Source organism: Sorangium sp. So ce385 (assembly GCF_051474135.1).
GTDB classification, from domain to species: Bacteria; Myxococcota_A; Polyangia; order Polyangiales; family Polyangiaceae; genus Sorangium; species Sorangium cellulosum_D.
On the sequence record NZ_CP150337.1, the window covers coordinates 5307576 to 5330066 of the forward strand.

Genomic DNA, 22491 nt, shown 5'->3' on the forward strand with positions numbered 1-22491 from the left:
CTCACGTGGGCGGGTCGCACCAGTCCTGCTCGTAGTCCAGCAGCTTCGTCATCGTGCACGGCTTGCCGTAGCATTCGTAGAGACCTTGCCCCGCCGGGCCCACCTCCTTGCACTGGGGGCTCTTTTCCAGGATCCCGCCGAAGGTGAGGCCGCAGTCGTCCGGCACGTCGCAGACCCGCTGCCTCAGCGCGTCCTTGGCGTCGACCCCGCACCCACGAACGAACCTGCTCGTCGGGTAGACAGTGACGAAGACGTCGACGAGCGCGCTGGGGTTGGGGGGAGTGCTGGGGTTGGGTGGACCGCCGGGGGTGGGGGGAGTGCCGGAGATGGGGCGGGTGTGCGCGCACCAGACCGCCTCGCCATGAATGAACTCGGGGTAAGTGATCCCGTCGTTGGCACCGCCCACGTTCGGCCCCGTGATCAGGATCTCCACCCCATCGGTCATGTCGTTGACGAACGCGACCACGCACTCGAGCACGTTCTCGATCGTGGCCTCCTCGAGCCCCTCCGCCTCCCATTTCGACGCGCCGAGCACCATTCCCTCGAGCACCGTCTCCTTGAACTCCACCCCCCCGAGGGTGCACTCCTTGACGTGCTTGAAGATCTCCAGACCGCCCGGGTCCACGAGGATCCCGGAGTCGACGATCGCCTGGCTGTACTCGCCGGTCTCCTCGTCCAGCATCGGCTTCGACAGGATCGTGGCGACAGTACCTTTCCAATAGTGCCACGCGGCCTTCGGGACGCCGTTCTCGCCGGGCATGCCCGGGCTGTCGATCATCGTCTCGAGCCCGGGCGCGTCCACCGCCACCTCGGCCTCGAGCGACGGCGCGCACGCCGCCGAGAGGAGCCCAACCCACATCACCATTCCTAGCTTACAGCTGGAGCGTTTCATCGCGATCTCCTCAACCAAGAGAGTTTCGAGCTTCGTTCCGGCGCGCGCGCCGGTCAAGGAGGCAAGCGGCGGTGCTCGTCGTCCGTCGCGTCCGAGGACATGAGCATGCGTCGTGCCACGGCCGCGAGCGGCGCGCGATCCGCGGATTTCGTCGCCCTCTCCCGTCGCGGTGGAACGGCGGCGCGACAGTGGACCGCCGCGCGGACAGCCGCTGTCACGCGGCGATGACAGGAGCCCATCGGAGCTGCTGGCGCGAGCGGCCGACGGGGTGCGCGCTGGCCGGGCGGGGCCGATCGGTGGGGGCGCGCGGGGGGGACTCGAGCCGCGCGCGGGCGACGCGAGCAGGGCGCCTCCCGCCGGCGTGCGCGGGGCGCGCGGGACGTGATCGCGCCGGCTCGCGCCGGCTATAGTCGGCGCATGCGCGCGTTCCCTTCTGCATGCGGCGGGCTGGGTTCCTGCTCGTCCTTGCCCGCCGACCCCGGCCGCTCGTCCCGCGAGGGGATGGGCACGGCGTCGGGCCTCGTGGGGGCCGGGAGGGCGCGCGGGCGGGCGCGCGGCGCCGCCTCGGCGGTGTCATGAAGCGCACACAACTCCCGGGCGGCTTCATCCGCTCCGTCCAGCTCCTGCGCGAGCGGGTCGAGGATTTCTCGAGGTATCCGTTCAGCATCCCCGCCGTGCGCGCCCTCGAGGAGCTCGCGCTCGACCCCAAGGTGACCTTCCTCGTCGGCGAGAACGGCTCCGGCAAGTCGACCCTCATCGAGGCGCTCGCGCTGCTCGCCGGCTTCAACGCCGAGGGCGGCTCGAAGGGCTTCAACTTCGCGACCCGGCGCTCGGAGTCCGAGCTCCACGCCGCGATGCGGCTCGTCCGCGGGGCGCGGCGGGAGAAGAACGGCTTCTTCCTGCGCGCCGAGAGCTTCTTCAACGTCGCCACGCAGGTGGACGAGCTGGGCGCGACCCCGTACTACGGCGGCACGTCGCTGCACGAGCAGTCGCACGGCGAGTCGTTCCTGGCGCTCGTGAAGCACCGGTTCAAGCCCGAGAGCCTCTTCCTCCTCGACGAGCCCGAGGCGGCGCTGTCGCCGGCCAGGCAGCTGACGCTGCTCGCGCACATGCACGAGCTCGTCGAGCGGGGGCGGTCTCAGTTCATCATCGCCACGCACTCGCCCATCGTGCTCGCGTATCCCGGGGCGACGATCTACCGGCTGTCCGAGGAGGGCATCGCGGAGGTCGCGTACGAGGAGACGGAGCACTTCGCGCTGACGCGCGATTTCCTGCTGCACCGGGATCGGTTCTTCCGGGAGCTCTTCAGGGGTGGTGATGACGAGGATACATCTTAGCCGCTCGATCGCGCTTCCCCGCCCGACAGAAACGCGATGAGGCCGTGCGGGGCGGTCTCGCCGAAGCAAAGCTCGAAGGTCGCCGCGGCTTCGGGAGCGGCCTTCGCTCCACGGACGAACATCTCTCCTTCGTATTCGGCGAGCGCGGCTTCGAGGTCATTCGGGTGCGCGGCGATGGCCTCGCCGAGCTCCGCGCCGTCGTACATCGCGAGGTTTGCGCCTTCCCCGTCGGGCGGGCTCAGGTGCGCGGCGTCGCCGAGGAGCGTCACGCCGGGCACGCGATCCCAGCGATGCCCGGCGGGGAGCTTGTGGATCATGCGCGGGACCGGATCGGTCTCGCCGTCGGTGATGAGCGCGGTCAGGGCCGGGGCCCAGCCGTCGAGCTCCGCGGCGACGCGCGCCCGCGCCGTCTTCGGGTCGGTGAAGTCGATGCTCTCGATCCACGCCTTGGGCTTCGTGAGCGCGACGTAGGTGTGGAGGACGCCGTTCGTCTCGCGGTGCGTGATGATGCCTTTACCGGGCGTGAGCGCGTAGAGCGCGCCCCCGCCGACGAGCTTGGCGCTGGCGGAATGCCGCGCGTCGGCGTCGAGCAGGTACGTCTCGATGTAGGCGGTGCCGACGTATTCGGGCTTCGCGTCGGAGAGGAGCGGCCGAACCCTCGACCACGCGCCGTCGGCGCCGACGACGAGGCCGGTGGTCACGGTCGACCCGTCCGCGAAGGTGAGCTCGTGCTTTCCGTCGCCGAGCGCGCGCACGCCCGTGAGCTTGCGGCCCCATCGCACGGCGTCAGGCGGGAGTGAGTCGAGGAGGATGCGCCGGAGGTCGCCGCGGAGCACCTCGGGGCGAACGCCGGTGCCGTCGTCCGGCTGGTCGAGGAGGACCGTGCCCTGCGGATCGACCATGCGCATCGCCTCACCGCCCATGTGGACGATGCGGCGGAACTCGTCGAAGAGGCCGGCGGCCTTGAGCGCGAGCTGGCCGTTGTAGTCGTGGATGTCGAGCATCCCGCCTTGGGTGCGCGCCTCGGCGGAGGCGTCCGCTTCGTACACGGTCGCCCGGATCCCGTGGACGTGGAGGACGCGCGCGAGGGTGAGCCCGCCCAGTCCGGCGCCGATGATGGTGATGGAAGTCATCGTGATTCCTCTCGGCATTCAATGTGGAACGTAGTTCCACGAATTTACTTGGAGCGCCGGTCCAGGACTGTCAAGATGGAGCCGTGGCGAAGAAGGCGACGCGAGGGCCGGAACGCGAGAGACGCCGCGAGGATGCGCTCTCGCGCGAGCGGATCGTCGAAGCGGCGATCGCGCTGCTGGACGCGAACGGCGAGGATGGGCTGACGTTCCGTGCGCTCGCGACGCGCCTGGCGACGGGTCCGGGCGCGATCTACTGGCACGTCACGAACAAGAGCGAGCTCCTCGTCGCCGCGACCGACGCCGTGGTCGCGCGCACGATGGGCGAGGTGCGCGGCTCGACCGAGCCGCACGAAGCGATCCATCGCATCGCGCTCGGCGTGTTCGACGCGATCGAGGCGCATCCGTGGGTGGGTGCGCAGCTCTCACGCGCTCCGTGGGAGACGGCGATGCTGCGGATCTACGAACGCCTCGGCCGCCAAGTCGAGGCGCTGGGCGTTCGTGGGCGCGCCCAGTTCACCGCGGCGTCGACGCTGCTCGGCTACGTCATCGGCGTGAGCGTCCAGAACGCCACGGCGAGCCAGTTCGCGCGCCGCGAGCTCGCGCCGTCGACGAGCCGCGTCGACTTCCTCGAGGCGGCAGCGGCGCGCTGGCGCGAGCTCGACGCCCGTGAGTACTCGTTCACGCGAAACGTCGCCGCCCACCTCCTCGGCCACGACGACCGCAAAGAGTTCCTCGCCGGGATCGACCTGATCCTCGCCGGAATCGCGGGCTCGGAGTAAGCATGAGGTGATTGTTTTTTTTGAACGTCAGGTTTTTTTGAGCATCGTCTTGGCAAAATTGATATGCCTCGCGCGATGCGTGGACGCTTGAAGCTTCTCCGTTCTGAAGCTCTTCTCGCCGTCGCGCGGATAGTTAGGATCGCTTATGGTTAGGATCACTAACGATTCGTTGCGGGGCAAGACGGGCGCCGTCAGCCTGCCCGTGCGGTAGCGAACTCCGTGCGGGAGGCGTGCCGGCGTGCGGACGGCCGCGATGGGAGTGCCCGACGGAGAGCACGACGCATCGTTCACATCACAGCTGCCCATGCCCTCCGCTCGCGGCGCGGGCCCGCCGGAAGACATTCTCGACGCGCCGCAGGAGCTGATCGGGCGGCTCTCCGCCTCCATCGCCCATTCCATCGATCGCATTCCGATACCAGCGCCCCACCAGACACAGCTCGTACAGGTGCACGGCCGCCGCCTCGATGCGCGGCCGGCCCTGCGCGGCGTACGCATCCAGGAGCCGCCTCAGGCCATGGCCGATCTGAAACGGCCTCGCGCTTCCGCGCGTGACGATCGCCATGTCATACGCTGGATCGCCGCGCGTCGCATACTCCCAGTCGATGACGGCGTACGGTTGCTCCCCGTGAAGGAGGATGTTCTGCCCCAGGAGATCACCATGGATGAGCGCCGCTGCCTCCTCCTCCGGCAGATGATCGAGAGCCCACCGTTCCGCCTCGCGGAGCTCGGGTACGCCGTGGAGGGCCGAGATCTCCGACGTGGCGTGAGCGCGCCGCGTGGCGTGCCCCTCGATGCCGGGGATGCCGTCCGCGTCGACGGCGTGAACCGTCGCGGCGACTTGCGCGACGACGTCCCACGGAGCCACGCCGCCCTGGCGACCGGCGCGCAGATCGAGGGGGATCCCCTCTAGATAGGGTCGCACGACGATGTCGACCCCATCCACGGGGACGATCGCCGTCAACGCCGGCACGCGGATCGCTCGCGTGCCGGCGGCAACCCGTGCGAGGAGAGCGGCCTCGCGTTGCCAGCTCGCGCGCGTCCGCGGGGTGCTGCCCCTCGCGGGGACGAACGCCGCATAGGTCCCAGAGCGGCCCTCTGGATCCGGCACCAGCTCGACGTGAGCCGCATAGACCTCGTTGGAGAGGCCATGGCCCACCTTGCGCACGCGACCGATCCGAGGCCTCCCGGAGCTGGAGAAGGCGACCTCGATGGCCCGTTTCGCGTGCGCCCATCCCGGCCCAGCATCGCGGGCAGCCACCTCACGCCCCCCTCGCACGACCGCCCGCGGAGGCGCCGCGAGGGGCGGTCCGCCCACGCGTCGCCAGCAAGCCGACGGGGCCAGGACGGTCGCCACGAGGACAACGTCGGTAGAACAAGCAGACGTCGTCCGGGAGGAATCGGGTCATACGCGACGCGCCCACCCATCGCACAAACGAAGGCGGAAGTGGGGACTCCGCGCGCATGAGGACGCCGAGCTCACGCAAGCGGGCAGGGGAACGCGCCGAGTTATCCTCCATACGTCTGGTGTATTGCCGTAGAACAGGTGAATCATCAATTCTCGGAACGTTTCGTCCTTTCTGTGTCAGTTTTTTTGTGCGTGTCGTGAGAAAACTGATGTGCGTTGCGTAATGCATGGAGGCTCGAAGCCTCCGCCTTCTGAAGCTCTTCTCATCGTCGCGCTTATAGTTAGGATCGCTTATAGTTAGCATCACTAACGATTCGTTGCGAGGAAAGAAGGGCGCCGTCAGCGTGCCCGTGCGGCAACGAGCTCCGTGCAGGAGACGTGCCGCCGTGCGGACGGCCGCAGCAGCGAGTTATCCACGGCGCTGGAGGCGCCCGGAACTGGAAGGACGCAAGCCAGGACGATGAGGAAAGAGGAACCCCAAGCCGGGCGCCTGCCGCGCCCGACGGAGCGCCCGCTCGACGACGGCGTGCGCTACGGCCCGGAGACGTGGCGCGAGATCGACGGCGTCGCCTTCTGCCACTGGGACCGGTGGCTCCTGCGGCTCGCGCTGGCGGAGCCGCGCGGCCTCGACGCGATCGAGCGTGAGTTCCGCACGCGCGCCGCGAGCGGGCGCGTCGGCGGTGATGCGGCCGAGGCGATGCGCGCGCAGGTCGTCGATCTGCGCGGCCGGCTCGCGCGGCTCGCGCGGACCCCGGAGGGGGTCATCCTCCGCGATCTGCTCGAGCTCGCCGTGTGGGAGGATTACGGGGTGCTCCGCGGCGTCCGCGGCTTCCTCGGTGCGCTCCAGGAGGAGCACGCGGACCTCGCCGTCCGCGAGCTGGCCGCGATCCTCTCAGAGCTGCGGCGGGAACGCCTGGACTACCAGGTCGCGCGCGCGGTCATGCTCCGCCGAGCTGTGCTGGCCCCTTGGGGATAGCCCTGGTTGGGACGTGGGCACGCCAGCGGAGGCCCGCCGAGAAGATTGACAATTGTAGCGAATTCCCCGCCTACTCGCGCCTCGGCTTGCAACGCCCGGAGAGACACGCATGGCGCATTTCCCGTATATCGGCTCGGGCCCGTATTGCTACGCCAACGCCTTCGCGATGATGCTGGGCGACCGCGCGCCATCGACCGCCGTGATAGAGCTCGCCACGTGCAGCCCCTTCGGGATGCAGCTGATCGGCGGCACGCTGCCGTTCTTCGACCCGTACGGCTGGACCCCAGAGGCCGGCTTCGACGGCGCGCTGGCAGCGCTGGGCTGGACATCCACGGTCGTCAAAGGCAACGATGTCGCCGATGCGCTTGCCCACCTCACGGCAGCCCTCATGGACGGTCCGGTCTGGATCGGGCCGGTCGAGATGGGGCATCTGAGATACCAGCCGGGCAGGACCGGGCCGCTGGGCGCCGATCATTACCTGGTCGTCCTCGAGCTGGACGACCAGCGCGTGCTCCTGCACGATCCCGAAGGTTACCCTTATGCTTCGCTGCCGCTCGACGACTTCATGGCGGCGTGGCGGGCGGAGACGATCAGCTACGGCGATCCGTATACGATGCGCACCGCTTTCACCCGGCGCGCCGAGATTCCCGAGCTGGACGTCATCAGGGCGTTGATACCCGGAGCGATCCGGTGGCTATCGATGGACGGCGATCACGAGATGCCGCCCGGCAGCCTCGGCAACGGCGAGGCGGCCGAGCGGCTGGCGGCGCTCATCGAGGCTGGTTGTGGCGACAGGCTGCGCGGCCACCTGAACCACTTTGCGATCCGGGTCGGAGCGCGCCGCCTCGCGGACGCCGCGACCTGCCTGGCGCGCATCGGATACGCCGAGGCCGCACGGCTCGCAGCAGAGCAGGCGCGGCTCATCGGCTCGATGCAGCACCCGTTGACCACGGGCGACGACGCGGCCGCCGCCGCCGCGCTCCGGGCGCTTGCGCCCACGTACGCCCAACTTTGGTCGGCGCTCGAGCGGGCATCGCATGATCGATGATGGCGCCGAGCCGTCGGCTCCTTCGCACGGATGGACAGCGCTTCCTCGAGCCGGGGTGTTCGGTACTCCTCGCGTCATCCAGGGCGGCCACGGGCGACAGGCCGCTACATCATGCCGACCGGCGTGCGCTCCCGAATGGCGTCCTGCAACGCACGTTCGAACAGGGCGCGCGACGGGTGGACCGTGAGCTTGCGGATGGCCGTGTTCGCGACCTGAACCCCGAAGACGACGACCTTCGACCCGAGCAGGAAATGCCCTCCCTCGATCGCATCGAGAACGGACATCGTCGCCTCGGTCAGCCGCGTGCGCGAGGCGTGATCGTAGTCGGTCATCGCCTCCCAGTCGTTGAAGACCAGGACGCGGCCGTCCGCGGCGACCCGGCGCAACATCACCTCCTCGATGGCCTGAGCGCCCTCTTCGACGAGCACCCCGGTGACGCACGTGATCAGCAACGCAGGCGCAGGGCACCAGATGTTTACCGTGCCCTTGTTGCACCAGTGGCTCTGAAGTGGCTGTGTAGGGAGCGCGAGCATATCCGGTGCGCGTAGACTGGGACGCGCACAGCCGTTCGTCGAGGGGCGAATCGCAGGTTTTCTGCGTCGGACCCAGACGGCAGAGCAACAGGCGGAGCGTTCCGAGTCCGTGAGGCTGTAATCGAATCGGCCGTCAGCGGAGACGAAACATCGTTTTTACATGAGCGCTAAAAGCTCATCCAGTCCGATCTTCTTTTTACAATCGCAGCCGCGATCGGAGACGATCATGGGTCCGTCGATCGCGCGGGACAGGAACGGGGACGGACCCGGGCCGCTGCGCCGGCGCCAGGGTAGCGCGACGTCGTGGGGTGTGGGTAGGCCTGAATCTGCATCCGCCTGCACATGGCGCCTGCTCCGGAGGAGCCCTACGCGTCAGGGCTTCGCCGCGCCCGCCATGTAGGCCGCGAACGCTTCCGCGAACTCGGGGTGCCAGCGCGACAGCGCGGGTCGGTTCCGGATGAGGTCGTCGGCCGCCCACTGGATGCGGCGCTCATCCATCTCGCGCGTGACCGCGTTGTCCGGGCAGAGGATGTAAAAATCGCCCCGGCCCATGCTGTCAATCATCATGTCCACCACCTGCTCGGCGGTCCACGCCTCGGCGGGCTTCTCCGGGCCGCGCGCGGTCATGCCGGTGAACGTGTACCCCGGGATGAGCAGGTGGGCCGTGATCTTGCTGTCGGCGACGTTGCGCAGCTCGTGAGCGAGCTGCTCGGTCACCACCTTCACGCCGGCCTTGGAGGCGTTGTAGGCGGCGTCGCCCGGCGGGGTGGTGATGCCCTGCTTCGAGCCCGTGTTGACGATGGCGCACGGGGTGCCCTGCGCGAGCATCGCCTCGGTGAACGCGTGCACGCCGTGGATCACGCCCCAGAGGTTGACCTCGATGAGGCGGCGCCAGCGCTCGATGTCTTTCCACGGCTTGGCGCCGTCGCCGACCCCGGCGTTGTTCATCAGGACCGCCACCTCGCCGAACGCGTCGTAGGCGACCTGCTTCAGGCGCTGCACGTCCTCGAGCCTCGCGACGTCGGTCGGGACCGCTCGCACGTCGGCCTCGCCGCCGGCGGCGACGGCGGCGACGCGCGCGAACGCCTCGCGCAGCGCCGGCCCGTCCAGGTCGGCGAGACAGACCTTCAGGCCCATGCGCGCGAAGCGCTCGGCGGCGGCGAGGCCGATGCCGCCGGCAGCGCCGGTCACCACGGCCACGCGGCCAGGTGTCAATGCGGGATGGTTGCTCACTGGGGATCTCCGTCAGGCGTTGGGGTCGCGCCAGCCGCGGCGCGACGGACGCGGCGAGTGTAGAGGGCGCCGGCGCGTCGAGCCAGCGCATCAGGCCGGCGCACCGCGACGCGCCTCGATGCGCCGCGATGCGCCGCGATGCGCCGCGATGCGCCCAGACGAGGGCCCGCCGCCGCGAGCCGGGCGCGACCCGCTGCTCACGCGTGAGCGCTACCCGCCAGAGCGGGAGGCGACCGCGCTCTTCGGCAGGAGGAGCACCAGCATGAACGGCCGGTGGCCACTGCGCTCTTCCCCGGTGAAGCGCACCAGCGCGTCGCCGCCGCGAGCCCGGAGGCGCTCGCGCACGATGTCGAGCCCGACGCCTCGACCGGCGACTCGACCGACCGTCTCCGCGGTCGAGACGCCGGCGAGGAAGATCTGGTCGGCCAGGGCTTCATCCGGCAGAGGAGGATCGCCCCCCCGCCGACGCAGCTTCTCGAGCGGAAGTCCGCGGCCATCGTCGAAGATGTGCAGCTCGAGCGCGCTCGGCCCGCTCCGCGCGCGGACATGGATGCGGCCCTGCGCCGGTTTGCCGGCGAGCGCTCGCGCGTCGGGCATCTCGATGCCGTGATAGAGGGAGTTGCGAAAGCACTGAACCAGGATGTCCTTCACGAGCCCCGTCCAGTCGCTGGCCAGCTGCGCCTCGGCGTGCTCCGTCAGCACCGCGGGCGGGGGCCTGCCGAGCTCGGCGGCCAAGCTCGGCAACATCTCGCGCGTCTCGTCGACGACGCGCGCTACCGACGTCGGGTCGAGGCGCGCGAGGGCTCGACGCAGCTTGCGCGCCAGCTCCTGGGCGTCGGTGGAGTCTGCCGTCGCGACCAAGCCCCGGATGTCCTGAAGGACGCTCTCGCTCCGCTCATCCGGCCTCTTGAGCGCCGCCGTCAGCTTCTGCTGGCAAACCGACTCGTACTCGGCGACCGCCCGCTCGACCGCATCCAGGCGCTCCAGCAGCGCATGCCGCTCGACCGGCTGCCCCGGCGCTCGGCGGAGCGCCTGGTAGGCGTTCTCCGCGGAGTGCAGGCAGTCCACCAGGTGCGTGAAGCCGTGCAGGCGGGCGTTGCCCTTCAGCGTGTGGAGGTCGCGCAAGGCGGCGTCACAGAGCCGCTCGGACAGGTCGGCGTCCGGCCCGAGCGCCGCGCGATTCACGGCCAGCAGCTCGCGGCAGTCGGCGCAGAACGCTCGCGTGGCGTCGACGCCGCGATCGAGCGCCTGCACGATGATGTCGACCTCGCGCTCCTTGTTGCGCGCCGTTTGCTTGAGGCTGCGCAGCAACGTCACGTCGCGAACCGTCACCAGCATGCGCTCCACGTGATCTGCCTCCGACGCGATGAAGCTCCAGGAGATCTCGAGGAACTGGGGCTTGCCGCCGGGGCCCGTGCGCTCCACGTCACGGATCAGGTGGTCGACGTTCAGCGCCGCCAGCCACTGCTCTTGATCGAAGGCGCAGCACAGCGCCGCCTCTGCCGCGCTCCGCGCGTCCGGCCGCACGCTCGAGCCGTCGAACAACAGTGCGAGGCAGTCTCGACCGACCAGATCGGCATCGCCGAAGATCTCCGTCAACCGTCGAGAGTATCCCGGCTCGACGCGCCGGCTTCGATCGATGGTGAAGACACCGTCGTCCAGGTTGTCGAGCATCGACGCGATCTGGCGGTTCTTGAGCGCCAGCTCCTCGGTGCGCTGGGCCACGCGTCGCTCCAGCTCCTCGTAGAGCTGCGCGTTGTAGATCGAGATCGCCGCCTGGCTGGCGATCACCTGCAGCGCAGCCAAGCGCTCTCGCGTGAAGACATACGGGCTGACGTTGTTCTCGACGTACAGCGCGCCCAGGACGTCTCCCTTGCGCATGATGGGCGCACACAGCACCGAGCGTACCCCCCGCTGTCGAATCTGCGGGTCCGCCAGGAAGGCGCCGGCCTTCGACGCGTCGTCCAGCGTGACGGCCTCTCCCGTGTGCAGCACGTAGCTGACGACGCTCGGGCACAGGAACTCGGCTTCCGAGTACGCCACGCGCCGCGGGAGGCTCGCGATCGGGCGTTCCACGTGGGCGCGCGCCTCCACGTAGTACGTGCGATCGGCGTCGTCGCGCAAGACGAGGCAGCCGTGCTCTGCCCCGGCGTTCTCGATCAACGTGGCCATCAGCGCGGCGAACAGCCGCTCGGGCTCGACCTCGACGAAGATGCTCTGCGTCGCCTTGAGCAGGGACGCGCCGTCGAAGCCCAGGCCGGCCGCCGCCGCGCCGCGCGGCGTCGCGATCTCCCCGCGGACGGCATCCGCGAGCAAAGCGGGGTGTTCGCGCGCGAGCAGCTCGAGCTTCGCCGTCGCGCCCCAGTCGTTGTAGAGCCTGTAAGCCGCCTCCAGGCACGTCCTCGCGTGGAGGGGCTCGTCCAGCGACAGCCACATCTGGGCCTGGTGCTCGTGGACCAGCGCCCGCAGGTGGATGAACCCGTCTCCGGCCGTCCTGATCGCGTCGCGGTGGCGGGCGAGCACGACGTGCAGCGGCTGCCCCGTCAGGCGCGCGTGCTCGGCGGCCAGGAAATGGTACTTGTGGGCGAAGTTCTCCGAGCACAGGCGGGCCCAGACCTCGAGCTGCTTCAGGTTCTCCTCGACGACCGCGAGCAGCGCCTCGCGCGTCTCCGGGCCTCCTTCGCGGCACGCCCGCGCCGCCAGCAGCCCTTCGAAGAGCCTGTAATCGGGGAGCGAGAACTGCCCCGCCGAGATGATCAAGAACTCCCGGGTGAACTCCATCCACTGCCGCGCCGAGGCGAAGTCGCCCAGGATGAAGCTCGTCATCATCTGGGCTTGCCCGTAGGCGTAGCAGTACTGAGTGCTCTTCTCGGCGACCATCACGGCGGTCGCTTCGCGGTCGGCCGCGGCCACGGCCTCCCTCTCCGATTCGCGCGCCATCAGCCGAGCGACGGCTCGCTCGACGACCAGCGCATTGACCAGCTGGCCCGCCGCCGAGATGTGCGTCAAATACCGCCGCAGCTCCGCGACCTGCTCGCGGCACGCCCGCAGCCGCGCGCCGACCAGGAACGAGCGCTGGGCGCGATCGTTCTTGGCGTAGGCGACGTGCTGCAGGTCGCCGAGCATGAGCCCGCTCTTTTCCCCTCGGTCGTAAACCGCGAACAGATCGCGGTAACTCTCCTTCCAGTGCGCGAGGAAGGCCGCGAACACGAAGCACACGCCCGATTCGACCGGGGTCGGCGAGAAGCGCTTCAAGAGCTCGAAGGCAGCCAGGCCCATGCGATAGGCGGCATCGTAGTCGCCCAGCACCGCGAGGAGGATGATGCCGCAGTCGGCGAAGTTCTTGCACGAGACCGCATCGACGCCGCGGCTCAGCGCCAGGTCGAACATGATGAGCTCCGCCAGGAAGAACAGGGGCGGATACGTCTGAAACGCCGGCGGGATCACCTGCGCCAGCAATTCGAGGACCAAGCGCGACTCGGCGTCCTCCGCCTTCGGGAGGGCCGCCAGGCCCTCGATCGTCACGCGCGAGAGGTGCGCTTGCAGCTTGCCGATACCCTCCCCGATGCCCTGGTTGATCTCGTCGGGCGCCTCCGGAAAGCGCACGCCGAACTCGGCCAGCGCCGCGCGCACCTGGACCACGGCGTCCCGCATTCGCCCGCCGTGCTCGAGGATCCGGGTCTTCAAGACATGAACACGGCCGCGCGCCAGGCGGTCGGGGGCGAGCCTGAGCGCCTCCTCGCACAGCGCGTCGACGCGCGGATCCGCAAGGACGAAGGCCGTCTCGGCGCGCGCGAAGATCGCTCGAAAGGCGAGATCCGGCGGACGTTCACGCTCGCAGCTGGCCAAGAGCTCGACGGCGATCTCGGCGTGGGTCCCCGCGATGCGCCACGCGCCGCTCTGGAGCGCCTGGTCGCTCGCGGCGAGGTTGAGCTCCACGAGGTCGAGGCGCTCTCCTCGGTCGTGGATCGCGCCGCGCGCGGCGTTCAGGTGACGGAGCACCTCGAAGATTCGACCCGGCGCGCGATCGCCCCGCAGGCGCTCGCGCAGGATCCGCCCGATGGCCGCGTCGAGCGCCACGCGCTCCGCGGCGCTGGCGCGCGCGAGCGCCGCCTGCCGCACGCGCGAGTGCTCGAAGGCGTACGAAGCGGGCTCGTGACCCCGGACAGGCTCCGGCCGCTCCGCTCGAGCTTCGGCCGAGACCTCGGACACGAGGCGATGGGCCAGCGCCTCCCGGACGAGCTCGCGGCAGGCCGCGACCGGCTTGCCCACCGCCTCGGACAGGGTTTGCAGATCGAACCGCATGCCGAAGCACGCCGCGGCGGACAAGAGCCTCGCCGCGTCGGGACCGAGGTCCTCGAGGCGCTCCGCCATCAGCGCGCCGACGTTGTCGCAAGCGGGGTGCGCCTCCGCGCGCCGCGCGTCGGCGGACCACCGGCCGCGCTCGACCTCCAGGCGCAGGGCGCCCTGTCGATGCAAGGAGACGAGCAGCTGGCCGATGAAGAACGGGTTGCCGTCGGTCTTGCGCTCCACGATCTCGGCGAGCCCGCGGACCTCGTCGACGGGCGCGCGCATCGAGCGAGCCACGATCTCCGCCACCGCGTCGGAGGACAGCGGCCCGAGCGGCAATGTCCGGACGACCTCCTTCGCCCGGCGCGACGCGCTCTGCAGGTTCAGGAGCGTCGGTACGTCGCCGACGTCACCGCCGCGGAACGCGGCCAGCACCATCACGTGGCTCGAATCGGGGTTCGTCAGGAGGGCAGACAGCAGTTCGGCGGACGCGGCGTCGAGCCATTGAGCGTCGTCGAGCACGAAGACGAGGGGGCGCTCCGGCGTGGCGAAGACACGGATGAAGGAGAGGAAGACGTGCTGCAACCGGCGCTGCGCCTCGAGGGGGTTCAACGCCACGACGGACGTGGAGGCACCGGTGACGCAGGAGAGCGCCGGCACGAGCTCGGTCAGGAGGCCTGCGTTGTGCCCCAGGGCTGCGGTCACGCGCTGCCGCAGCTCGGCCAGCTCGGCTTCGGGGAGCGACAGCAGGTCCCCTGCCAGGCCTCGCAGCACGTGCGCCAGACCCGCCAGCGGCACTGCCTCGACCCGCTCTTCGAACACCGTCGACAAGAGGCGCGCCGGCGCTCCGCCGTGCCGCCTCAGGAACTCCGCGAGCACGGCGGACTTTCCGGCCCCCGCGGCCCCTGGCATGAGCACGAGCAGCCTCTTTCCCGAGCGCGCGCCGTCGAGGGCGACGCCCAGCTCCGACAGCTCGGCGTCGCGCCCCTGGACGTCTCGACTGACCACGAATCGACTGGAGACATCGCTCGCCCCCAGGACCAGGGGAGGGAAGGCCCGCGTCCGCCGGAAGCCCTCGCACAGCGTGGTCAGGTCGCTCAGCAGCCCGTGGTCGCTCTGGTAGCGCTCGTCGGGATCCTTCGCGAGCAGCCTGGACACGAGCTGCGCGAGGACCGGCGGCACGTGGGGCGACAGCTCCGTGACGAGCGGAGCGCGCTTGGACGCGTGCGCGTGAGCCCAGCCGATGGCGTCGCTCGCCGCGAACGGCAGCTGGCCCGTCAGCATCTGGAAGAGCGTGACGCCCAGAGAATAATAGTCTGCGCGGTGATCGGGGCGACGATTGAGACGCCCCGTCCGCTCTGGCGCGACGTGGGCGAGCGAGGTCGCGAATTCGAAGGCGGCGCTGCCCGCCGCGCCCTCGGAGGCCGCCAGGAGATCGGCGAACTCGACACGCAGCGTCGCGAGGTTGACCAGAAAGCTGCCGTGGCTCACGTCCTCGTGCAGCCACCCCTGCTCGTGCAATCCATGCAGCGAGCGAGCCATGCCGAGCGCGAGCTCCAGGCACGTTCCGACGTCCAGACCGTCCGCGGGGATCACGAGCGGCGCGCCCCCGAAGTCCTCCACGATCAGCGAGGGCTCGCCGTCGACCTCGCACACGTCGCCCTCGATGGCGAGCGTGCCGATTCGACGCCATTTCTGCAGCTCGATCTCCAGGACCCGACGCGGCTGCACGACCGCGCTCCGGAGCGAGTGCAGCAGCACGCTCGCGCCGGAGGTCGCGTGACGCGCGCGCCGCCAGATGCTCCGCGGCAAAACGGCGACGGTCTCCGTGACCTGATAAGCGTCCTCACCGAGGTGCGCTCGACTGTGTCGGTTCATTGAGTCGGGTTCCCGTTCGCTTTCGTCGGCCGGCGCCGGCTCGGTCGTGGGGTCGAGAGCGGCGCCCCTCCGGATGGCGCGAGGGGATGCACGGCGCTCCGCGACCCCCTGGCGAGCAGCCGCTCACGCCTCGCGCCCCTACGCCGCCCCCGCTCTCCTCTGGCACGCACGTGCCGACCCTGGCGCCTCCCGCAGGAACAGAAAATCGAAACGCCTCGGAAACGTCAAGCGTCAACTGCGGAATCCGCCTCGGCTGCCATCGATGCGCCCCGGGCGCCGCGCGCGCAGGATCCGCGGCCAAAATTCACACCATCACTGGACGAACCGCGTTCTCCGTCTATCCTCGATGGGTGCGCTCGGGGGAGCTCTTGGGGGGGCGCTTCCGCGTCGAGGCGCTCGCGGAGATCGGGGGCATGGGCGCGGTCTACCGCGCCTGTGACGTGACCACCGGAGCGCGGGTCGCCGCGAAGGTGCTGCACGATCCGTCGCCGCACCACGTCGCGCGCTTCGCGCGGGAGGCGGAGCTCCTCGCCCGCCTCGCACACCCGGGGATCGTCCGGTACATCGCCTACAACGCCGCGCGCGAGAGCACGCCGTTCCTGGTCATGGAGTGGCTCGAGGGAGAGGACCTCTCCCGCCTCCTCGCGCGGCGGCGGCTCACGGTCGCCGAGACGGTGGAGCTCGGGGCGCGCGTCGCCGCGGCCCTGGGCGCCGCCCACGCGCGGGGGGTCGTCCACCGCGATCTCAAGCCGGCCAACATCTTCCTCGTCGGCGGCCGGATCGAGGAGCCCAAGCTGCTCGATTTCGGGATCGCCCGCTTCCCGGGCATGGCCCCGCTCACCGGCGCCGGAGTGCTGGTCGGCACGCCCGAATACATGGCGCCGGAACAGGCGCGCAGCGGCGATGAGGTCGGCGCGCCCGCCGACATCTTCTCGCTCGGCTGCGTGCTCTTCGAGTGCCTCACCGGCGCCCCGCCGTTCCAGGCAGATCACCTGGTCGCCCTCCTCGCCAGGATCATCTTCGACGAGCCCCCGCGCCTGTCGGAGCGCTGCCCCGACGCGCCCCCGTGGCTCGGCGCGCTGCTCTCGCGCATGCTCGAGAAGGATCCGGCGCGGCGCCCGCGCGACGGGGCCGCCGCCCACGCCGCGCTCGCGGCGGAGGACGTCCACGGCGGGCCGAGCTCGGCGCCGACGAGCTCCGCGCTCACCACCAGCGAGCGCCGCTTCCACGGCGTCGCGGTGGTGGGCCGCGCGCCCGCCTCCGCGCTGGACGCCACCCTCTCGGCCTGCGAGGCGGGCGCGGACGCCGGCGCGCTCCGGGAGGTCGCCGCCCGCTTCGAGGGGCGCCTGGAGCTGCTCGCCGACGGCACCGCGGTGCTCATCGTCGGCCGGCCGCACGTGCCCACCGACGTCGCCGCGCAGCTCGCGCGCTGCGCCCTGGCCCTGCGGGAGCGCGTCCCCGATCGCCCGATCGCCATCACCGTCGGCTGGGGCGAGCTCGGGCGCGGCCTGCCCGTCGGCGACGCCATCCAGCGCGCCGCGGGGCTGCTCCGGGCCGCGGGCGGCGCGGGCGCGCCGGCGATCCTCCTCGACAGGACCACCGCCGGGCTGCTCGAGGCCCGGTTCGAGGCCGCGACCGCCGCGTCCGGCGCCCTCGAGCTCCGCGGCGAGCGCCGCGCCGCCGAGCCGTGGCGCCCGCTCCTCGGCAGGCCCACGCCCTGCGTCGGCCGCGACCACGAGCTCCGCCTGCTCGAGCAGACCTTCGCCGCCTGCGCCGGCGAGCCCGCCGCCCGGGCGGTGCTCGTCATCGGCGCCGCGGGCATGGGCAAATCCCGCCTCCTCCAGGAGCACCTCGCCGCCCTCCGGCGCTCCGGCGCGCCCGCGGAGATCTGGGCGGGGCTCGGGGATCCGCTCCGCGCGCGGTCCATCGGCGGCCTGCTCGCCGAGGCGATCCGCGGCGCGGCGGGGATCAAGGGCGGCGAGCCCATCGAGGAGCGGCGCGCGCTCCTCCGGGCCCGCGTCGCCCGCCGCGTGCCCGAGGCGGATCGCCGCCGGATCGAGGAGTTCCTCGGCGAGCTCGCCGGCGTGCCGTTCCCCGACGAGGGCAGCCTCCCGCTCCGCGCCGCCCGGCAGGATCCCGAGCTGCTCGGCGAGCAGATGCAGCGCGCGCTCCGCGATTTCCTGCGCGCCGAGTGCGCGGCCCAGCCGGTGGTGCTCGCGCTGGAGGACGTGCACTGGGCCGATCGCGCCTCCGTCGCGGCCATCGACGCGGCGCTGCGCGAGCTCGCGGACCAGCCGCTCGTCGTGCTCGCCACGGCGCGCCCCGAGATCAAGCAAGCGTACCCGGATCTCTGGGCCGAGCGCGGGCGGCAGGAGCTCTGGCTCAGGCAGCTCTCGCCGAGGGCGTGCGCGCAGCTCGCGCGGGAGGCGCTGGGCGACGCGGCCGACGGGGCCCTCATCGAGCGTCTGGTCGCCCAGTCCGAGGGCCAGCCGTTCTTCCTCGAGGAGCTGATCCGCGCGACGGCGGAGGGCCGGGGCGACGCGCTGCCCGAGACGGTGGTGGCGATGGTGCAGGTCCGGCTGGAGGCGCTCCCGCCCCCCGCGCGCCGGATCCTGCGCGCCGCCAGCGTGCTCGGCGAGGTGTTCTGGCGAGGGGCCGTCGCGCACCTGCTCGGGGGCGACGAGGCCGCCCCGCTCGCGGAGCACCTCTCCGCGCTCGTCGCCGGGGAGCTCTGCGTCCGCCACCGCGAGGGCCGCTTCCCCGGCGAGGAGGAGTACTCCTTCCGCCAGGCGCTCCTGCGCGAGGGCGCTTACGCGCAGCTCACCGAGGACGATCGAGCGCTCGGCCACCGCCTCGCCGCCGACTGGCTCGAGGCCGCGGGCGAGGCCGATCCGCTGGTGCTCGCGGCGCACTGCGAGCGCGGTGGCCTGACCGCCCGTGCGGCGTCGCTCCTCGCCCGCGGCGCCGAGCTCGCGGCCGCGCGGCGGGCCTACCTCGACGCCGAGGGCTGCTACGGGCGCGTCGAGGCGCTGCTCGGCGCGCTGCTCCCCGAGGAGCGCCGCGCGCGGGGCCTCGCTCGCTTCCGGCTCGGGCGCCACACCGAGGCCCTCGCCGACCTCGCCGCGGCGCGCGAGGCGGCGGCCGCGGCGTCGGAGCCGGGGGCGGAGATCGAGCTCCTCCTCGATGAGGCCATGATCCTCGACTGGACGGGCGAGTACCGGGCGGCGAGCGAGCGGGTAGGGGCCGCCGAGCGCCTCGCCGACCGGGCGGCGTCGCCCCTGCTCGGCGCCCGCCTGCTGCTCGGCGTGGGCCGCTCGCTCCACCGCGCCGACCGCGAGGACGAGGCCGCCGCGGTGCTGACGCGCGCCGCGGCGCAGGCGGCGCGGCTGGGGGACGAGGGCCACGAGACGCACATCATCGCGCGGCTGCTGCTCGGCTTCATCCTGGCCAGCCTCGGCCGCGTCGAGGAGGCGGCGCGGGACCTCGACGCGGTGATCCAGAGCTGCGAGGAGCGCAGCGATCTCATGCACCTCGGCGCCGCGCTCAACAACCGCGGGCTCGCGCGGGCGCTCCAGGGCGACCGCGCGGGGATGATCGCCGATTTCGAGCGCACCATCGCGCTCGGGCGCGACCTCGGCCAGCCCGCGTTCGAGCTCGTCGGCCGCTACAACCTCGCCGAGTACCTGTACCTGATGGACGATCTCGCGGCCGCGAGGCCCCATGCGCGCGCCGTCCAGGCGATAGCGCCGCGCTGCGGCGACCGCCACGCGCCCGTCGTCGTGGCGCTCCTGGCCGCGCGCCTGCGCCTCTACCAGGGCGACGAGGCGGGCGCTCGCCGGATCGCCCGGCGGCTCCGCGCGGCGCGAGACGACGCCGGCTGCGAGGCGCTGAAGCCTTCGGAGGACGTGCTCTGCGCGATGATCGAGCTCGCGACCTGCGACGACGACCGCGCCGCGTGGGCCGCGCTCGAGGAGCGCTCCGCGCGCTGCTCGGTCGGTCAGGAGCGGATCGAGGTGCTCGAGGCGCGGGCCCTCGCCGCCCTGCGCCGCGGCCGGCGCGCCGACGCCCGGGCGCAGCTCGAGCGCGCCCTCGCGGCCGCCGCCGCCATTCCGACCGTCATGGGCGGGCGACTCCGGCGCCGGTACGCGGAGCTGACGAGGGCGACGGAGGCGGACGCGACTGACATCGATCTCGCCGCCGCCGAAGCGACTTTCACCGGCGCGACGGCGCGGGAAAAAGTAGAATATTGAACCCATCCAGCGAATCGATGGGAGCCCGCGCGCGCCGCGCGCAGGGCGCCGTCGGGTCATGCGCCAGGAACACGGGGGAATCCATGTCTCTCAAGCGGACATTCATCTTGCTTGGTTGGGCTGGGGTGCTGTCGGGCTGCGTCGCCGAGGTAGAGGACACCGATGCGTGGGACGAGCCTGTGGGGGAATCCCAGGGCGCCCTCCTGGGCGGCAACGCGCTCAGCACCAACGCTCTGAACCTGAACGCCTTGAACCTGAACGCCTTGAACCTGAACGCCTTGAACCTCAACGGCCTCAGCGCGCGGAACCTCGCCGCGATCCAGGATCCCGGGACGAGCGGCGCGCTGGCGCGCGAGTTCGTGCGCTATGCGACGAGCTGCGCCCTGAGCAGCTCGGCGTCCTTCAATTTTTCGTGGACGGACTCCAGCGGCAAGAGGCACGACGAGCGCTATCCCGGGCTGCTCGGCGTCGCGCCTGCGTGGGCGACCGGTCCGCTCGACGAGGCCGGGCAGCGCATCGTCTCCAGCTGTGTCGCGGCGCGCGTGAACTACTATCAAGTACCGGTCCTCATCTCCGCCCGCTCGCTGCGGGATCCGCTGAAGACGCTCTCCTCCAGCCAGGAGCTCGTCGATTATCCGGACGTCGAGGGGGCCTTCTGGGGCAACCTGTTCGCCGCGCAGCCGTACCTCAACGCCTGTTACAACAGCGCGACGGTCGACAACTCGCGCGCGTACCAGCGCGACTGCGCCGCGGGCCACCTGATCTCCGGGGGCAGTATCGCGGAGTGCGGGGTGATCCGCATCGTCGGGTCCTGCGACCGGGTCTGCCAGAACATCAACGGGGCCGGCCAGTACTACCCGTCCTGCGTCGACCGCCCCGGCCAGAGCACGGCGACCACGAAGGACGTGATCACCACCGCCTTGCCCTGACGCCATCGAGAGCCTGGCGCGCTCGCGGGGCGCGGCGCGCGGCGCTCGCGGAGGCCTCCGACGATCGTCCGGAGATCTCGCACGACGTCCAGCCATGCTTCGTCGCGGTTGCTCCCGGTCCCTACCGGGGTGCCGTTCCTCGGGAGAGCAGGATAGTGCCCTGTGCGCGAACCCGGGGCCCGGGGCGTCGACGATCGCCGGGCGCGACGCAGCGCGGTTGGCTCGCGATGGGTCTCCTGCGCTGCCCGCGCGACGCGTCCGTTTCAAATTTCCGCGCTCCCGGACCATGAAATCGCTTCGCCTCGACAGGATCGGTCGGCGCTCGAGGCGCACCGAAGGGCGATCGCCGTCGATGATGGAAAAATCCAGTGTAAGGGTCTTCGCCCCCTGTTGTCCTAAAGCGGAATCCTGGATGCCAAGCGTCCAAGATGCGATAGGCTACGCCCCGGCGCTGAGCTCTTTGCGGGCGAGGTTCGCCGCGCCGGCACCGCGACGCCGGCCTGCCAATTCCGCCATTCACTTCAGATCGCGCCCCGGCGCGACGAGGTAACGACCATGACCGAGATGAACCGCACAATCCGAGGCACACCCAGGTTCCTGCTCCTCCCGTTCCTCTTCATCATCGCTGCGTCCGGTTGTGGCGAGTCCGGCCCGAGCGGCGAGAACGACAACACCGGAGGGGCCAGCTCGGGGACCGGGGGCGGCGTGACGGGCAGCACGAGCGCGGGGACCGGGGGCGGCGCGACGGGCAGCACGAGCGCGGGGACCGGGGGCGACGCGACGAGCAGCACGAACGCTGGAACCGGAGGTGACGCCACGGGGGGGACCGCGTCGGCCAGCAGCGGGGCGGGCACCGGTGGCGCGCCGAGCTCCAATCCGACGTTTCACATCTTCATGCTCATGGGCCAGTCGAACATGGCTGGTGTCGCAAACAAACAGGACAGCGACAAAAATTCCGACGAGCGGCTCAAGGTCCTCGGCGGATGCAATCAGCCGGCCGGGCAGTGGAACCTGGCCAATCCGCCGCTCAGCGATTGCCCTGGTGAAAAAGGATGGAACCTGTCGACCTCCGTCGACCCGGGCATCTGGTTCGGCAAGACCCTGCTCGGAAAGCTGCCCGAGGGGGACACGATCGGGTTGGTCGCCACCGCCGAGAGCGGCGAGTCGATCAACACGTTCATCTCTGGCGGCTCACATCACCAGATGATCTTGAACAAGATCGCCAAAGCGAAGACGGCCGAGAACGCGCGCTTCGCGGGGATCATCTTCCACCAGGGTGAGTCCGACAACGGCCAGAGCTCATGGCCCGGCAAGGTCGTTCAGCTCTATAACGAGGTGAAAGAGGCCTGGGGGGTCGACTACGACGTTCCCTTCATCCTCGGAGAGCTCCCCGCGGGCGGGTGCTGCGGTGGTCACAACAACCTCGTGCACCAAGCGGCCGACATGTTGCCCATGGGATACTGGGTGAGCCAGCAGGGGACCAACGTCATGGATGAGTACCACTTCGACCATGCGTCCGTTGTCATCATGGGCACGCGTTATGGTGAGAAGATGATCGAAGCTCTGAAGTGGTAACAAAGAGCTCGCGTCGGGTGTCCGCGCGACCGAGGCCGCTCGAGTCCCCTGGATTCGAGCGGCCTTTTGCGTTGTCGGCCGCGGGGATCGCAGGCTGAGAGCTCCTCATCCGTTCGCGTCCCCCGGGTCCGTCTCCTCGACGACCCGCGGGCAGCGACCCATGGAGGAGCGCGGTGGATGCAGCGGCACCGGCGCTACCGTGGGGACGATCGCCTCGTCCGCGCTTCGCCCGC

13 protein-coding genes are annotated in these 22491 nt (G+C 70.8%); 7 read left to right on the plus strand and 6 right to left on the minus strand.

The genetic code is table 11. The features are described from left to right. Window position 1: 1 nt before the first annotated feature. Window positions 2-892 carry a hypothetical protein gene (locus WME83_RS19420; RefSeq protein WP_437320773.1) on the minus strand — a complete coding sequence of 297 codons (891 nt, stop codon included), beginning with the start codon at window positions 890-892 and terminating at the stop codon, window positions 2-4. Between the two features lie 575 nt (window positions 893-1467). Between WME83_RS19420 and WME83_RS19425 the strand changes: the two genes are divergently transcribed. Further along, window positions 1468-2229: an AAA family ATPase gene (locus WME83_RS19425; protein WP_437320774.1), complete on the plus strand. Its 762-nt coding sequence runs from the start codon at window positions 1468-1470 to the stop codon at window positions 2227-2229. Here WME83_RS19425 and WME83_RS19430 read toward each other — a convergent pair. Further along, entirely contained in the window at window positions 2226-3362 is a 1137-nt protein-coding gene (locus WME83_RS19430) for an FAD-dependent oxidoreductase (RefSeq protein WP_437320775.1), read from the minus strand. The genes WME83_RS19425 and WME83_RS19430 overlap by 4 nt on opposite strands. Before the next feature lie 23 nt (window positions 3363-3385). Here WME83_RS19430 and WME83_RS19435 point away from each other — a divergent pair, with 23 nt between their 5' ends. Continuing rightward, window positions 3386-4141, plus strand: coding sequence for a TetR/AcrR family transcriptional regulator (locus tag WME83_RS19435; protein WP_437320776.1), 756 nt, complete (start codon window positions 3386-3388; stop codon window positions 4139-4141). Window positions 4142-4433: 292 nt separating this feature from the next. On the opposite strand, the gene WME83_RS19440 is transcribed toward WME83_RS19435, so the two are convergent. Next, on the minus strand, window positions 4434-5495 hold the full coding sequence (locus WME83_RS19440) for a phosphotransferase family protein (protein ID WP_437320777.1): 1062 nt from the start codon (window positions 5493-5495) through the stop codon (window positions 4434-4436). A 511-nt stretch (window positions 5496-6006) separates the two neighbouring features. On the opposite strand from WME83_RS19440, the gene WME83_RS19445 reads away from it, so the two are divergent. Next, the gene (locus tag WME83_RS19445) at window positions 6007-6522 is read left to right on the plus strand and encodes a hypothetical protein (protein WP_437320778.1); all 516 of its coding nucleotides are present in this window, start codon (window positions 6007-6009) and stop codon (window positions 6520-6522) included. 109 nt (window positions 6523-6631) lie between these two features. After that, window positions 6632-7570 carry a hypothetical protein gene (locus WME83_RS19450; protein ID WP_437320779.1) on the plus strand — a complete coding sequence of 313 codons (939 nt, stop codon included), beginning with the start codon at window positions 6632-6634 and terminating at the stop codon, window positions 7568-7570. A gap of 104 nt (window positions 7571-7674) precedes the next feature. On the opposite strand, the gene WME83_RS19455 is transcribed toward WME83_RS19450, so the two are convergent. The 3 genes from WME83_RS19455 to WME83_RS19465 all read right to left on the minus strand — a co-directional run bounded on the left by WME83_RS19455 (window position 7675) and on the right by WME83_RS19465 (window position 15504). Further along, on the minus strand, window positions 7675-8103 hold the full coding sequence (locus WME83_RS19455; protein ID WP_437320780.1) for a hypothetical protein: 429 nt from the start codon (window positions 8101-8103) through the stop codon (window positions 7675-7677). Window positions 8104-8475: 372 nt separating this feature from the next. Further along, window positions 8476-9336, minus strand: a complete 861-nt coding sequence (locus tag WME83_RS19460; RefSeq protein WP_437320781.1) for an SDR family NAD(P)-dependent oxidoreductase — start codon at window positions 9334-9336, stop codon at window positions 8476-8478. Between the two features lie 210 nt (window positions 9337-9546). After that, window positions 9547-15504 carry an AAA family ATPase gene (locus WME83_RS19465; protein ID WP_437320782.1) on the minus strand — a complete coding sequence of 1986 codons (5958 nt, stop codon included), beginning with the start codon at window positions 15502-15504 and terminating at the stop codon, window positions 9547-9549. Between the two features lie 350 nt (window positions 15505-15854). Here WME83_RS19465 and WME83_RS19470 point away from each other — a divergent pair, with 350 nt between their 5' ends. From WME83_RS19470 to WME83_RS19480, 3 genes are all read left to right on the plus strand, one after another. Then, entirely contained in the window at window positions 15855-19754 is a 3900-nt protein-coding gene (locus tag WME83_RS19470) for a serine/threonine-protein kinase (RefSeq protein ID WP_437320783.1), read from the plus strand. Between the two features lie 179 nt (window positions 19755-19933). Continuing rightward, on the plus strand, window positions 19934-20683 hold the full coding sequence (locus WME83_RS19475) for a hypothetical protein (RefSeq protein ID WP_437320784.1): 750 nt from the start codon (window positions 19934-19936) through the stop codon (window positions 20681-20683). 564 nt (window positions 20684-21247) lie between these two features. Further along, window positions 21248-22258 (plus strand): sialate O-acetylesterase, encoded by a 1011-nt coding sequence (locus WME83_RS19480; protein ID WP_437320785.1) that lies wholly within the window; start codon window positions 21248-21250, stop codon window positions 22256-22258. Window positions 22259-22491: the final 233 nt, after the last annotated feature.

Excerpts from the sequence above, each read along its gene's own strand:
- WME83_RS19480 (WP_437320785.1), top strand. The coding sequence starts at position 21,248 with ATGAACCGCACAATCCGAGGCACACCCAGGTTCCTGCTCCTCCCGTTC.
- WME83_RS19455 (WP_437320780.1), bottom strand. The coding sequence starts at position 8,103 with ATGCTCGCGCTCCCTACACAGCCACTTCAGAGCCACTGGTGCAACAAG.
- WME83_RS19430 (WP_437320775.1), bottom strand. The coding sequence starts at position 3,362 with ATGACTTCCATCACCATCATCGGCGCCGGACTGGGCGGGCTCACCCTC.
- WME83_RS19450 (WP_437320779.1), top strand. The coding sequence starts at position 6,632 with ATGGCGCATTTCCCGTATATCGGCTCGGGCCCGTATTGCTACGCCAAC.
- WME83_RS19425 (WP_437320774.1), top strand. The coding sequence starts at position 1,468 with ATGAAGCGCACACAACTCCCGGGCGGCTTCATCCGCTCCGTCCAGCTC.
- WME83_RS19445 (WP_437320778.1), top strand. The coding sequence starts at position 6,007 with ATGAGGAAAGAGGAACCCCAAGCCGGGCGCCTGCCGCGCCCGACGGAG.
- WME83_RS19420 (WP_437320773.1), bottom strand. The coding sequence starts at position 892 with ATGAAACGCTCCAGCTGTAAGCTAGGAATGGTGATGTGGGTTGGGCTC.
- WME83_RS19465 (WP_437320782.1), bottom strand. The coding sequence starts at position 15,504 with ATGAACCGACACAGTCGAGCGCACCTCGGTGAGGACGCTTATCAGGTC.